Here is a 13,347-nt window from a genome sequence, read left to right as displayed (position 1 = left end):
CCTCGATCACGGCCGGCGTCACGTCGACGAGCTCGTAGCGCGCCAGCAGCCCCTCCGGCGTCGAGACCTCCGCCCCCGCCTCGACGGCCCGCGCCGTCGGACCCGAAGCCGGAAGAACCGAACAGCCGCCGACGAGGCAGGCGGTCAGCGCGAACAGCGCCGTGAAACGAACCATCTTCGAACTCCCGGGGCCGATCCCGCCCCGATGAGGCCGGACACAACCCGCGTATGACCCTGTCGTCTGCGTCGCGAGCCTGTGCGAACCGAGCCCTCGCCGGAGCGCGGGCGGACGGTGCGCGGACCTGGTGGCTCGACGTTGCGCGCCAAAGCCTGCCATCGCTTTAACGATCGCCGGAAGCGCGCGCCCCGGACATCGCCCGGCATTGCGTCACCACCGTGGCACGGCCACGCTTGTGTGCGGCGACGGCGCGTCCCGGCCGATTGCCGCCCTCAGGCGGCGGCCGAGGTCGTCCGCGGTGCGATCGACCCGCCGGGGGGCGCCCGCGGCGGCGGGGCCGAACCGGAACAGCGCGTAGTCCGTCGCTCTGTCGCCGAAGCCCGGCCGGCAGGTCGGGAGCGCGGGCGCGTGGTCGCCGTAGACGCAGAGCGTCGCATCGAGCCCCGTCAGCGCCGCCACGAGGTCCTCGACCATCCGCCCGGCGGCGGCGACATGGTGGAGGTACTGCGCCAGCGGGTCGTCGATGCCCGGAAGGCGGCCCGGCTTCCAGGGCCCGTGGTTCTCCATGGTGACGCCGAACAGGAACAGCGGCCCGCGCCGTGCCGCGACCTCGGCGCGCACGCGCGCCCCGAAGGCGGCGTCGCCGACATAGGGGCCGACCCGGGGCGCGTCGGCGAACGCCTCCTCCATCACCAGGGTCTCGAAGCCGAACGCCTCCATCACCCGGGCGCGCTGGAAGAAGTCGCGGTGGAACGGGTGGACGAAGGTGGTGGCGTAGCCGTTCCGCCGGGCGGTGCGGGCGAGGCTGTCCGGCTCGTTCCCGCCCGAGGCGAGGTAGGGATCGAACACGCCGAAGCCGAGCTCGCCCGCGGCCCGCCCGGTGAGGACCGCGTGCTCGGTCCGCATGGTGTAGGCGCCGTGCGCGGGCACCCGCAGGCGGCCGTACTCGCTCGCGCGCGCCCGGATCAGGTCCATCGCCGGCAGGTGCGGCCCGCCGAGCCGCGCGGGATCGAGGAAGGATTCGAGCTGGATCACCACAACGACCGTGTCGCCCGGTGCCCGCACCATCGCCGGCGCGGCGATGGAGGCCGGGCGGTCGCGCTCGGCCCGCCACCGCAGCGCGTAGGCGATCAGGCAGGCGGGCAGGCCGAAGCGGGCGAGGTCGCCCTCGAGGTCCGGCCGCGGGAAGCACCGGGCGAGCCACCGGCCGAGGGGGCCGCGCCCGGCGGCGGCGATCAGCGCGGCGAGGCCGAGGGGAAGCGCGGCGACGGCGACCACGGCGGCGGCGGGCGAGACCGGCAGCAGACTCGGCTCGATCCGGTACCACAGCACGATTCCGGCCAGCCCGAGCAGGAGCGGCCCGGCGATCCGCGGGCTGGTGAGCGGCGGCACGTAGTAGAGCTGCGGATGGCGCGGCACCTGCGGCAGCAGGGCGAAGTCGCTGAACACCAACGGCTCGCCGATCACCGCGCGCTTGAGGCGGCTGACGAGGTGGAGGATCGCCACCGTCAGCACGCAGCTCGATGCGGCCAGCCACGGGCGCCACGAGAACACGAACCAGAACAGCAGGATCAACCCGTAGGCGCAAAGCCGCACCGCGAGGTCGCCGGCTTTTCGGCTCGCGCGCCCCGGCACGTCGCCGAGGCCGAACTCGATCGCCAGGCAGAGGGCGAACGCGGCAAGCGTCGCGAAGAGGAAGGACATGGGGGACGCGTCAACCGTGGCCGGGCTTGTCGGGATTCGACGCACCGCCCGATGCGACGCCGCGCCGGGCGCGCAGCGCCCGCACGATCGGGTTCAGCAGGCGGTAGCGGGTCCGCATCAGGGCGCCGCCCAGCCGGCCGAGGGCGAGGGCGCTCGGCGGCGCGGCGGCGCGGGCGGCGCTGAGGCGGTCGAGCAGCTGCTCGGGGCCGCAGGGCTTCATCGCCACCGGGTCGAGGTAGCGCGGATACAGGATCAGCGCGCCGGCGACGAGCTCGTCGAGGGCGAGCGTGCGGCCTCGATCGGTGCCCGGCGCGAGGTCCTCGGTCAGGCCCCAGCCGGCATAGAACGGGCGCCCGTGGGTGGCGACGCTCAGGCCCCGGATCAGCGCCTCGAAGCCTGCGAGCGACGTCATGGTCTCGACGTGGTGCACCCGGTCGAGCAGGTCGACGATGCTCAGGCCCGAGACGATCCGGTCGGCGAGCGCCATCGCCTCGGCCTCGGGGATCGCACCGGGGCGGAACCCGGCCTCGACGTCGGGGTGCGGCTTGTAGAGCAGGAACGCATCCGGGTTGCGCGCCCGCGCCGCCTGGAGCAGGGCGCGGTTCGAGCGCACGTTGGGCGAGCCGTAGCGGACCGAGGCGTCGTCCTCGACCTGCCCCGGCACCAGCACGATGCGCCGCCCCGCCGGCCAGTCGCCCGCCGCCACTGCCAGCCCGACATTGTACTTGCTCAGCCGCCGCGCGACGATCGTCTCGCGCAACGCCTTCGCCCGCGCGACGAGGGCGTGTGGGAATTCGGCCTCGGCCAGGATCCGCGAAAGCCGGCTCTCGCGGCGCGGATCGTAGTAGATGCCGCGATCGTCCACCACGATCGAGGCGCCGGGCTGCAGGCTCGCGCCGAGGCCGACCGAGCGCAGGAAGCCGTCCTCGACCCGCGCGAGCGGAAGGCCCGCCGCCGCGCAGGCGCTCTCCAGGGCCTCCGGAGCGCGGGTCGCCCAGGCGAGCACCTGCCCGTCGTGACGCTTGGCGGCGGCCACCGCGTCGGCGGTGGTCATGGTGTGGATCGGCGCGCCCGCCGGGCCGACGGCGAAGGCGTCGAGCGCCGGCCGCTTCCAGCGCGAGATGCCGACGTAGACGGCGCGCCGCGCATTCTCGGAAAACCGCGCCCGGAGCCAGGCGACGCGCTCGGCGCAGTCCTCGCGATCGATGGGCGCGCGGGTCCAGGGGTCGAAATGGTGGACGCCCGGCGCCTCGCGCCCGCCGACGGGCGCGCCGGCAAAAGTCAGGGTCAGGCTCGAAAACCCGGTCGCGGCCTGGTCGTAGGGGCTGAGCAGCGGCCCCGGGGCGACCACGAGCACCGGACGCCCGGCCAGCCGCAGCATCCGCGCGGCCGCGCCGTCGCCCCAGACGACGGCGGCGCTTGCCAGGCCCAGCGCGCCGAAGCGGCTGCCGGTGGCGGCCTCGATCTCGGCGCGCAGCAGCCGGACCGTGGGTCCGACGGCGAAGAGCGAGGCAGGAAGGGGCGGGCGCATCACCACGTCGGTCGAGGGCTCCGGGCCGGCCGGCTGATGGGCATCGGATCGCGCCGGCCGCGACGCGCCCCTGCCCAGGCTCCGCGGGCTTTATCCCACTTCGGCCCCCGCAGGCGAATGCTTCCGCAAAGGGAGTGCGCGATACGCTTGGGGAGCGACACGGCCCGGACATATCGCCGCCGCGATTGACACCTAGCTCGGAGGCGGTTCGCGATCGGACCCGACGCCGTGGCCGGACGGCCACGGTCCGCCGGAATCAGGTGGGCCGGCGCGGCTTCGGATTGCCGGGCCGTCTCGACCGTGCAACCCGTGATGGCGGCCCCGTCCCGTCTGCTGAAGGTACAGAGCGCTCCGGAATGCTTCAGCCTCGCCCAGATCCCACCGATGCGAGCCCGGCGACGTTCCTCTTCCTCCAGGGGCTCGCCTCGACCTTCTTCTCCGATCTCGGGAAGGCGCTCGCCGGCCGCGGGCATCGGGTGCGCCGCATCAACTTCTGCCCCGGCGACTGGCTGTTCTGGCGCGGCGACGCCGACCATTACCGCGGCACCCGCCCAGGCTGGGAAGCCTGGCTCGACGCCTACGTCGCCACCCACGGCGTCACCGACATCGTCCTGTTCGGCGATTGCCGCCCCTATCACGTCGTCGCCCGCGCGGTCGCGGTCGCACGGGGCCTGCGCGTCCACGTGTTCGAAGAGGGCTACATCCGCCCGAACTGGATCACCTGCGAGCTCGGCGGCGTGAACGGATACTCGACCCTGCCGAAGACCGCCGAGACGGTGCGGGCGGTGGCGCGGCGCCTGCCGCAGCCCGGCCGCGCGATGCCCTCCACCGGCGACATGGCGCTCCGCAGCATCTGGGACGTCGGCTACAACGTCGCCAACGTCTGCTTCCCCTACCTCTACCCGCGCTTCCGCAGCCACCGCCCGACGCACATCGCGATGGAATATGCGGGCTGGATCAAGAAGTTCTCCCGCCGCGGCCGCACCCGGCGCGAGGCCGCGCGCTGCAACGAGATCTACAACGCGGTCGGCTGCGACTACTTCCTGCTGCCGCTCCAGCTCGACAGCGACTACCAGATCCGCGTGCACTCCCCCTTCCTCGGGGTCGAAGGCTTCATGGACCGGGTGATCAAGTCCTTCGCCGAGGCCTCGGAGGCGCCGAGCCGCCTCCTGGTCAAGCTCCACCCCCTCGATGCCGGCTTGATCAACTGGCGCAAGTTCGCCCGCGCCTCGGCGCGCCGCCACGGCGTGAGCGAGCGCCTCGACTTCATCGACGGCGGCGACCTGCCCAACCTGATTGCCGGCGCCCGCGGCGTGGTGATCGTCAACAGCACCGTCGGGATGCTCTCGCTCGAGATGGGCCGGCCGACGATGGCGCTCGGCACCGCGATCTACAACATGCTCGGCCTCACCCATCAGGGCGACATCGACGGCTTCTGGACCGCGCCGACCGCGCCGGACCTCGGGCTGATGGCGGATTTCCGCCGCGTCGTGCTGCACCGGACGCAGGTGAACGGCGGCTACTTCTCAAAATCCGCCATCGCGCGGGCCGTCGCCGCCACCGTGCCGCGGATGGAGGCGGCGCTCCCAGACGCCCTCGTCGCCGTCGCCCGAACGATCCGCGAGGGCGAGGTCGGGACCGGCCGCCTCGCCGAGGTGTATTGATCCGGCCGACCGGCGTGCGGTAGCACCCGGACCATGCCCCACATCCTGATCACCGGCGCATCGAGCGGCATCGGCGCGGCTTTGGCCCGTCGCTACGCCCGGCCCGGAAACCGCCTCACCCTCAACGCCCGCGATCCCGGCCGCCTCGACGCGGTGGCCGCCGAATGCCGCGCGCGCGGGGCGGAGGCGACGACCGTGCCCCTGGACCTGCGCGACCGCGAGGCGGTCCGCGCCTGGATCCGGGCGCTCGACGCGGACTGCCCGATCGACCTCGTGATCGCCAACGCGGGCGTCAACGGCGGGCACCCGACCGGCGCGGTCGAGAGCGAGGACGTCGCCTTCGAGACCCTCGACATCAACCTCGTCGGCTGCCTCAACGTCGTCCTGCCTTGCGTGACCGCCATGGCGGCGCGGGGACAGGGCCAGATCGGGCTGATCTCCTCGCTCGCCGCATACGCGCCGCTGGCCGACGCACCCTCCTACAGCGGCACCAAGGCGGCGCTGGTGGCGCACGGTCAGGCCTTGCGCGCCAAGCTGGCGCCGACGGGCGTGCGGGTGAACGTGGTGATGCCGGGCTACGTGAAGACGCCGATGGGCGGGCAGCTCAAGGGCTGGCGTCCGCTGGAGATGAGCCCCGACCAGGCCGCCGAGCGCATCGCCCGCGGGCTGGCGCGCAACCAGGAGATCGTCACCTTCCCGAGCGTGCTGTTCCACCTCGCCCGCGCCGGCCTGGTCGCGCCGGAATTCCTGCGCACCGCCGCCATGCGGGCCTTCCGCTTCCAGCTACGTCCGCGCCGCTGATGCGCAAGCCCAGGATCGCGCTCTTCGCCCTCGAATCGCTGCCGAACGCGCGCGCCGTGCGCCGGTTCGTCGCCGACCATGCCGGCGAGATCGCCTTCGTCGGCCTGTCGAACGCCGAGCGGCCCTCGACGGGAGGCCTCGTCGGCCAGGTCCGGCGCCACCTCGCCCGCTCCGGGCCGGCCGTCCTGCCGTACTTGGCGGTGAACTTCGGCCTGCCGGACCTGCTTCGGCTCGTCGCCCCGCTGACGCAGCGGATCGCCGGGACCACTGGCACGCCCGAGGCGACGCCGCTGGCGACCCTGTGCCGGCAGCGCGATGTCCCGACGCTGACGGTGGACGACGTCAACGGACCCGAGGTCGCCGACCTGTTGCGGCTTCACGCGCCGGACCTGATCGTCACCTTCCACTTCGACCAGATCCTCTCGGGCGCGACGATCGCGGCCGCGCGGCTCGGCGGCCTCAACGTCCATCCCGGCCTGCTGCCGCACCATCGCGGGCCGGTGCCGACGATCCACGCGCTGGCCGAGGGGCCGGATGCCTTCGGCGTGTCGATCCACCGGCTGGCCGTGGCGATCGATGCCGGGGCGATCCTGGACCAGGCGCAGGTGGCGCTGCCTGCGGACGTGACCGCGACCCGCGCCGCGGTGCTGCTGCACGAGCACGGCCGGCTCCTGCTCGACGGGGTGCTGGACGTGGTGGCTCGCGACGGCGCGGTGCCGGAGGGCCGCACCGTGCCGGTCCTGCCCTACTGCCCGTTTCCCGATGCCGGCTTCCTCAAGGCGATGCGCCGCAAGCGGCGCTACCTCACGGATGTCAGCGACCTGCGCGAGGCCCTGAGCCTGTCGGCCCGCGGCGCCTGAGGGGCTACGGGTGGCGGCGGGTCGGCGCACGCCGGTAGGCGACGCGGGCGAGCACCAGGGCGCCGCCGACCTGCAGGAGACCGTTCTCAGCAAGCTCCGACGGCGCAATGTGCCACTGGAGCACCAGACGCGTCAGCGCGTTCAGTGCCATAAGCGCGAGGCAGAAGGCGGCGGCGGCAAGCAGCGCGGCGACGAAATCGGGCATGGCTCGGCATCCCACTCTCGGAGGATGCCGTACGCCGCAAGAACCGCGCCGGAGGGGCGTGCGGGCGTGTCGTGCCGAACCTGAGTGATCCCTTCGCGGCGACGGGTCCGGCCTTCGCTCGCGTGCCGGATCAGGCCGTCGCGCGCATCGAGGCCCGCTCGCTGAACCCCGCGAACCAGGCGGCGAGGTTCGGCCGGCCCTCGCGCCACCCGAGGTCGGCGAAGCGCAGGTCGAGGTAGCCGAGGGCGCAGGCGAGCGCGATGGTGCCGACGTCGACGCCGCCGAGCGCGCCGACCTGTGTCTCGAACCAGTCGAGCGCGCTGGCGATCTTGGCGCCCTGCCCGTCCATCCAGGCCTGCGAGCGCTCGGACTCGGCGCGCGCGGTCAGCTCGTAGCGGATCAGCAAAGCGGCATCGAGCACCGCGTCGGCGGTCGACTGCAGGTTCAGGGCCGCCCAGCGGGCCGCCCCCGGTGCCGGAAACAGCTGCCCGCCGGCCAGCGCGTCGAGGTACTCGCAGATCACCCGGCTGTCGGCGATCGCTTCGCCGCCGTCGAGGATCAGGGTCGGGACCTGCGCCAGCGGATGCGCGGCGAGCACCTGCCCGTCCCGCGCCACCGGGTGGACGGCGCTCGGAAGCCGCTCGATGCGCTCGGCCAATCCGAGCTCGTGGGCCGTCACCATCACCTTGCGGACGAAGGGCGAGGTCGGCGAGTGGAACAGCTTCATCGAAGGTCTCGCGGAGGTAGGCGGCGCGATCAGCGCCGCGCGGCGGGTTTCACGGAGCTCGCGTTCGTCGCCGCGGGAGACGGGCTCACGCGCGGGGTCTCGACGAACAGGCGCTTCACCGGCCATCCGTCGGCCCAGCGCTCCATGTCGCCGAAGCGCGGATTGGTCTTCAGGCCGGTGAAGTCCTGGCCGGCGAAGGCGGCAGTGGCGGCGAGGTCGAAGGTCTTCCAGAACGCAAGGTAGTCGAGGGTGTCGGCCCGCGCGTTGTTGATCTGCGCCACGAGCGTCTGCTGCTCGCCAGAGAGCGACATGTCCGCCGACCACTTGAACGGCGGCGGCTTGGTGTCCTTAGGGTCGGGCGGCAGCTTGATCGCGGTGCCGTCGAAGGCGGCGTCGAGCCCGGCGGGCGCCGCGAGCGTCGCGGTGAGCGCCGGGAAGCCGTGGTCGTCGGAGAGCGCGCGCATGAACAGCTTGCGCTCGATCGGCACCGCGCTCGCCTCGCGCAGGAGCCGGCGGGCCGCGAGGTCGGCCGCGCGGGCGTCGCGGTCGCCGATCATGGTGACGAGCAGCGTCTGGGGCACGATCCTGGTGAGGTCGCCGAGCACGACGCCGCGCGATTTCGGTCCGCTGGCGATGCCGCCCGGCATCACGCCGAACACCAGCTTTGGCGCGGGCAGGCCCTGGTCCTTCGCATCCGCCGCGATGTCCATGGCGAGCGGGACTCCGGCGAGATGGCCGATGAGCGCGACCTTCGTCAGGTCGGGCTTGGCGTCCGCGTCCGCGGAGAGCGCGTCGAGCGCGACCTTCAGGGCGCCCTCGGCGTTCGCGACCGCGTCGGCGGGGCGGGTCCGGTTCACCTCCTGGAAGCGCGGGAACAGGACGAGCCAGCCGTTACGGGCGAGGTGGTCGATCCAGGCGCCGTAGCTCTGCGGGTTGGTGGCGCCCCAGCCGTGCAGGAACACCACGACCGGCCGGCCCTCGGCTGGGGCCGCGCCCACCGCATGGAAGACGAAGGTCGAGGCGCCGGTCCGGCCGATCGCGCGCTTGACGATCGTGAGCTTGCGGTCGCCGACGCCGCCCGGGCCGTCGTTCGGCTGCGCCGGCGGCGCGGCCGCGGCGGCGGGCGACGCCGCGACGAGGAGGGCGAACAGGCCCGCGGCCAACGGACCGCGACGGGCTTTCAGGAACATGGACGGCTCGATCGCTTCGAGGATTGCGGCGGTCCGCTCGCGGGACTGCATAGCAGATTCGGCGCAGGCGACGAGGCGCCAACGTTCACACGGCGGCCCGTCCACCGGGCGGGGCTGCCCATTGCGGGGCTCAGGGTTCGGGCGAATGCGGGATCAGCGTCCCGCCGGGGCCGATCACCGAGGGGCCCGAGCCCGACCCGGCGGGCCGCCCGGCCGCTTGCTCGACCCAGGCCAGGATGTCCTCGGCCCGCCACGGTTTCGGGATGAAGGTCGCCGAGACCCGCAGGTCGCTCGGCTGGTCGCCGGCGTCGCCCGAAGTGAGGAGCACCCGCACCCGCGGCCAAGTGACGCCGATGATCCGAGCCAACTCGAAACCGCCGATCGGCCCGGGCGTGCGCACGTCCGAAAACACGACGCTGACCTCGTCGCCGCGATCGTTCAGGATGGCGAGCGCCCCCTCGGCGGTCTCCGCCTCGATCACGGTGAAGCCGGTCTCCTCCAGGAGGGTGGCGGCGAGGAAACGCTCGTCCGGCTGATCCTCCACGACGAGGATCACGGGCTTCCGTCCAGGCGAAGTCACGTCGGTCATGGCCGGACACTCTAGGCGGGCCGGATGGTCGGCCCCTCGGATCGGTCGGTCATCGCCATCGTCGATGCGCACGGCAGGCCGATCCGTGCGTGCACGGGCCGCCACGGCGCATCCTGGCATAAACCGGCCCCGCCCACCGTGTCGGATAGGGCACACAGCCGTGAAGGACGGGCCGGAGGCCTCCGTGACCGCTGGTCGCGGCGCCCCGGCCCGGCCGGCTTCAGCCGACGCCGTTCGCCTTCAGGAACGCGAGGGCGCGACGCCAGCCGTCCTCCGCGGCGTCCTTGCGGTAGCTCGGCCGGTAGTCGGCGTGGAAGCCGTGCGGGGCGTCCGGGTAGACGACGAGTTCCACGCGCTTGCCGGCGGCGTTCGCTGCGTCGCGCGCGGCTTCGGCCGAGGCGACCGGGATGCCGGTGTCGCCGCCCCCGTAGAGGCCGAGCAGCGGCGCGTTCAGCGCGGCCGCGACCGAGCCGGCGCTGCGCGGCTGGATGTCGGTGGGGTCGCCGCCGAGCGGGCCGTACCAGGCCACGGCCGCCTTCAGGTCGCGGCGGTGGGCGTCGTAGAGCCAGGCGGCACGGCCGCCCCGGCACCAGCCCATCACCCCGAGGCGGGCCCCGTCGCCCTTGGCGGCGGAGGTCGCCCAGGCGACCGTGGCGTCGAGGTCGCCGATCCACTGCGCGTCCGGCGTCTTCGAGATCACGTCGCGGATGATGAGCTTGGGATCGGTCATCTGCGACAGGTCGCCCTGGCGGGCATAGAGTTCCGGCGCCACGGCGCAGTAGCCGGCCTTGGCCAGGCGCCGGCAGATGTCCTTGATGTATTCGTGGACGCCGAAGATCTCCTCGACCACCAGCACCAGGGGGAACGGCCCCGGCCCCTCGGGCACGGCGCGGTAGCCCGGCATCGGCCCGTCGGCCGCCGGTATCTGCACCTCGCCCGCCTCGATCCCGGCGGCGTCGGTGTGGACGACCTGCGCCTCCACCGGCGTGACCGCGAGCGTGAAGCCGCTGATCAGGCTCGTCATCACGAAGCCCCGGCGCGACAGGGGCGGGACGATCAACCCGTCGAGGCCCGCGTTGCCGTCTACGTCGCCGTCCGTCATGCCGTGCTCCTCGAACCCTCAAACGAGCGCATCATGTCGCCGGCCTCGGGTCAACCATGGGGCGCCGTCAGGACGGGACGCTCAGGCGCCGGCGGACATCCGCGCCGAACGCCGCGCCGGCACCGGCACCGGCCGCGGCGCGGGCTGCGGCCGCAGCAGGTCGGCGAGTGCGACGAACCCGTCCGTCTCCTGAGCCTGCCCGGCGCGGAAGCCGAAGCCGAGGGCGAAGGCCTGGCCGAGGCCGGCGTCGCGGGCGATGCCGAACCGGTCGAGCGCGGTCAGGAACGCCTCGCGGAACAGGCTCGGCCGGCACCAGCTCTTCTCGGCCATCTGCAGCGGCCAGTCCCAAAGGCCCTCGGCGCGCCGGGCGCCGAGCACGTCGCGGCCGATGAAGTAGCCGGTCGTGCGGTGCTCGAGGCCTTCGCCCGACAGCGTCCAGTCGGCGTTACGGAACAGGACGGCCTTGGCGCACGGGGCGATAGCTGCGTCGATCATCGGGATCCTCGCCACCTTCGCGGGAGAGGCGCGACGATCGTGCGCCCGTTCCGCGTGGAACATACGAAGAACACTGATCCGCAACGGAACGGGCGTCAAGCGCGATGTTCTCGATGCGTTCATATTTCGGAGCGCGTCGGCGCTCTGGCTCAGCGGCCCTGGAACAGAGGGTGCTCGACGCGGTCGCCGGCCTTGATCCCGAGACGGGCGGCGGTCCCGGCGTTGAGCTCCAGCACCGACAGCACCGGCTCCGGCGAGGCGACGATGGCGGTGGAGAGCGGTTCGGTGTCGGCCGCGACCCGGGCGATGGTGCCGTCGGCGCGGATGAACACCATGTCGAGCGGCAGGTAGGTGTTCTTCATCCACATCGCGACCGGCTCGGACCGCTCGAAATCGAACAGCATGCCGTGGTTCGGCGCCATGGTGCGGCGGAACATCAGGCCGCGGGTCCGCCCGGCGTCGTCGCGCATCACCTCGACGTCGAAGCGGTGGGTGCCGTCCTTCGAACGGATGCTGAGCGGCTCGGTCTGAGCCTTGGTCTGCTGCGCGCCTTGAGCGGAGGCCGGAGCCATGGCCGGTAGGAGCGCGGGCATGCCGAGAAGCCCGAGGGCGAGGCCGCCGGCGAGGAGGTTTCGAACGCGAGACAAGCGGAGCACCATCAATGCGAGGACGGGACGGCTCCGTCGGGCAGCCGGACCTCGGCGGCCATCACGCCCTTGGAGCCGTCGCCGTATCGCACGAGCACCGTCTCGCCGGGCTTCAATTCGGCGATACCGTAGCGCCGCAGGGTCTCCATGTGTACGAAGATGTCCGGCGTGCCGTCGCCCCGCGTCAGGAATCCGAAGCCGCGCAGGCGGTTGAACCACTTCACCACGGCGGTCTCGAGCCCGCTCGTCGGCGTCACGCTGACATGGGTCCGCGGCATCGGCAGCTCGGACGGGTGGGTCGCCAAGGACTGGTCGAGCGACAGCACGCGGAAGGCCTGCCAGCCGCGGGCGCGCTCGGTCGCCTCGACCACGATGCGGGCGCCCTCGCTCGCGTTCTGGTGCCCGTCGCGGCGCAGGCAGGTGACGTGGAGCAGCACGTCCGGCATGCCGTCGTCCGGGACGATGAAGCCGAACCCCTTGGCGACGTCGAACCACTTGATCCGGCCCGAGACCTCGACGAGGTCGAGCGGCTCGTCGACCTCGCCCTGCGGCGAGGTGCCGATGCCCACCCCGTCCGTCCGTGCGCTCGCCGGCCCTGATCCGAACCCGTCAGACATGTCGATAAGCAACCTACACCGAATCGCGACGTGCGTTTCGGCCTCAGGATTAACGAAGTCTTGAGGCGGCGAAAGCCTCTTTGCCCGGCAGCCCTGCTGCGTCCGGTTGCAGCGGCCGGAGAATCGGCGCGATTTCCCAAGGTTTTGCGGCGGTCCGGCGCGTCGGCGTTCGGCCCAAGTCCGTGTCGGGACTCACGCTTTTGCGCCGGCCTGCCGATGGCGAAGGCCCTCGGTGAAGACAACCGAGCGCGGTCACATTCTCGTGATTGTTGCTGCGTTGCGGCAGGGCTGGGATGAGTGGCCGAGGCCTGGTCCCGCGCAGGAATTTCGACGCCGGCCATGGCCGCGCCCGGCGAATGATGCTTAGGGCCCGGCATGCGATCCGATCCCCCGCTTGCCCCCGTCCCGGCCTCTTCACCGGACGCGCCGACATCCGCGCCCGGCCGCATCCCCGCGATCGACGCGGCGCGCGCGGCCGCGCTCGCAGCGATGGCCGCCTACCACCTGACCTGGGACCTCGGCTACCTCCGCCTCACGCCTGAGAACGCAGCGCTGTCGCCCGCCTGGCGGATCGCGGCGCACGTCATCGCCGGCTCGTTCCTGGTGCTGGTCGGGGTCGGCCTCGTGCTGATGAACGGGCGCGGCGTGCGGTTGCGGCCGACCCTGCTGCGGCTGCTGCGGGTCGGCGGGGCTGCGATCCTGATCACGGTCGCGACATACTTCGCCTTTCCCGACAGCTTCATCTTCTTCGGCATCCTGCACTGCATCGCGGCGTCGAGCGTGCTGGCGCTGCCGTTCCTGTTCGTGCCGGCGATCGTGACGGCCCTGGCCGGCGCCCTGGTCGTGGCGCTGCCACACCTCGCGGCGCACCCGGCCCTCGACGCGCCCGCGCTGTTCTTCCTCGGCCTCGGCCGGCTGGCGCCGCAGACCAACGACTACGTGCCGCTGTTCCCCTGGTTCGGGATCGTGCTGTTCGGCGTGGCCCTCGGGCGGATCGCCCTGCCCCGGTTCGCGCGCTCGCGGCCCGGGCTCTGGCG

14 protein-coding genes and 1 pseudogene are annotated in these 13,347 nt (G+C 72.8%); 4 read left to right on the top strand and 11 right to left on the bottom strand.

Annotated elements, in window-relative coordinates:
* From FV229_RS28215 to FV229_RS20560, 3 genes and pseudogenes are all read right to left on the bottom strand, one after another.
* A pseudogene (locus FV229_RS28215) lies at nt 1-175 on the bottom strand (sugar transporter); the annotation flags it as partial.
* Nucleotides 176-388: 213 nt separating this feature from the next.
* Nucleotides 389-1,882 carry an LTA synthase family protein gene (locus FV229_RS20565; RefSeq protein WP_147753742.1) on the bottom strand — a complete coding sequence of 498 codons (1,494 nt, stop codon included), beginning with the start codon at nt 1,880-1,882 and terminating at the stop codon, nt 389-391.
* Nucleotides 1,883-1,892: 10 nt separating this feature from the next.
* Nucleotides 1,893-3,413 carry a capsular biosynthesis protein gene (locus FV229_RS20560; protein ID WP_147753741.1) on the bottom strand — a complete coding sequence of 507 codons (1,521 nt, stop codon included), beginning with the start codon at nt 3,411-3,413 and terminating at the stop codon, nt 1,893-1,895.
* A gap of 356 nt (nt 3,414-3,769) precedes the next feature.
* Here FV229_RS20560 and FV229_RS20555 point away from each other — a divergent pair, with 356 nt between their 5' ends.
* The 3 genes from FV229_RS20555 to FV229_RS20545 are packed head-to-tail and all read left to right on the top strand — an operon-like array spanning nt 3,770 to nt 6,738.
* Nucleotides 3,770-5,077, top strand: a complete 1,308-nt coding sequence (locus FV229_RS20555) for a capsular biosynthesis protein (RefSeq protein WP_147753740.1) — start codon at nt 3,770-3,772, stop codon at nt 5,075-5,077.
* A 33-nt stretch (nt 5,078-5,110) separates the two neighbouring features.
* A complete protein-coding gene (locus FV229_RS20550) occupies nt 5,111-5,878 on the top strand; it encodes an SDR family NAD(P)-dependent oxidoreductase (protein WP_147753739.1) in 768 nt (255 codons plus the stop codon).
* A complete protein-coding gene (locus tag FV229_RS20545) occupies nt 5,878-6,738 on the top strand; it encodes a formyltransferase family protein (RefSeq protein WP_147753738.1) in 861 nt (286 codons plus the stop codon). Before FV229_RS20550 ends, FV229_RS20545 begins: the two co-directional genes overlap by 1 nt.
* A gap of 4 nt (nt 6,739-6,742) precedes the next feature.
* Here FV229_RS20545 and FV229_RS20540 read toward each other — a convergent pair whose 3' ends face one another.
* From FV229_RS20540 to FV229_RS20505, 8 genes are all read right to left on the bottom strand, one after another.
* Complete coding sequence (locus tag FV229_RS20540) at nt 6,743-6,943, bottom strand: hypothetical protein (protein ID WP_147753737.1); 201 nt, start codon at nt 6,941-6,943, stop codon at nt 6,743-6,745.
* 130 nt (nt 6,944-7,073) lie between these two features.
* Nucleotides 7,074-7,670 (bottom strand): glutathione S-transferase, encoded by a 597-nt coding sequence (locus FV229_RS20535; RefSeq protein ID WP_147753736.1) that lies wholly within the window; start codon nt 7,668-7,670, stop codon nt 7,074-7,076.
* A 29-nt stretch (nt 7,671-7,699) separates the two neighbouring features.
* On the bottom strand, nt 7,700-8,860 hold the full coding sequence (locus FV229_RS20530) for an alpha/beta hydrolase (protein WP_147753735.1): 1,161 nt from the start codon (nt 8,858-8,860) through the stop codon (nt 7,700-7,702).
* Between the two features lie 130 nt (nt 8,861-8,990).
* Entirely contained in the window at nt 8,991-9,449 is a 459-nt protein-coding gene (locus FV229_RS20525) for a response regulator (RefSeq protein ID WP_147753734.1), read from the bottom strand.
* 220 nt (nt 9,450-9,669) lie between these two features.
* Nucleotides 9,670-10,551 (bottom strand): dienelactone hydrolase family protein, encoded by an 882-nt coding sequence (locus FV229_RS20520; protein WP_147753733.1) that lies wholly within the window; start codon nt 10,549-10,551, stop codon nt 9,670-9,672.
* Nucleotides 10,552-10,632: 81 nt separating this feature from the next.
* On the bottom strand, nt 10,633-11,046 hold the full coding sequence (locus FV229_RS20515) for a hypothetical protein (RefSeq protein WP_187273602.1): 414 nt from the start codon (nt 11,044-11,046) through the stop codon (nt 10,633-10,635).
* A gap of 149 nt (nt 11,047-11,195) precedes the next feature.
* Nucleotides 11,196-11,618, bottom strand: coding sequence for a DUF192 domain-containing protein (locus FV229_RS20510; protein ID WP_246688269.1), 423 nt, complete (start codon nt 11,616-11,618; stop codon nt 11,196-11,198).
* An 86-nt stretch (nt 11,619-11,704) separates the two neighbouring features.
* Nucleotides 11,705-12,310: a cold-shock protein gene (locus tag FV229_RS20505; protein WP_147753732.1), complete on the bottom strand. Its 606-nt coding sequence runs from the start codon at nt 12,308-12,310 to the stop codon at nt 11,705-11,707.
* Nucleotides 12,311-12,685: 375 nt separating this feature from the next.
* Here FV229_RS20505 and FV229_RS20500 point away from each other — a divergent pair.
* Nucleotides 12,686-13,347, top strand: a 662-nt coding sequence (locus tag FV229_RS20500; protein ID WP_147753731.1) for a heparan-alpha-glucosaminide N-acetyltransferase, incomplete at its 3' end; no start/stop codon positions are given.

This window comes from Methylobacterium sp. WL120 (genome assembly GCF_008039465.1).
Lineage (GTDB): Bacteria > Pseudomonadota > Alphaproteobacteria > Rhizobiales > Beijerinckiaceae > Methylobacterium > Methylobacterium cerastii.
The sequence above is the reverse complement of the archived record's forward strand: the minus strand, read 5'-3'. Positions and strand labels throughout refer to the sequence as shown.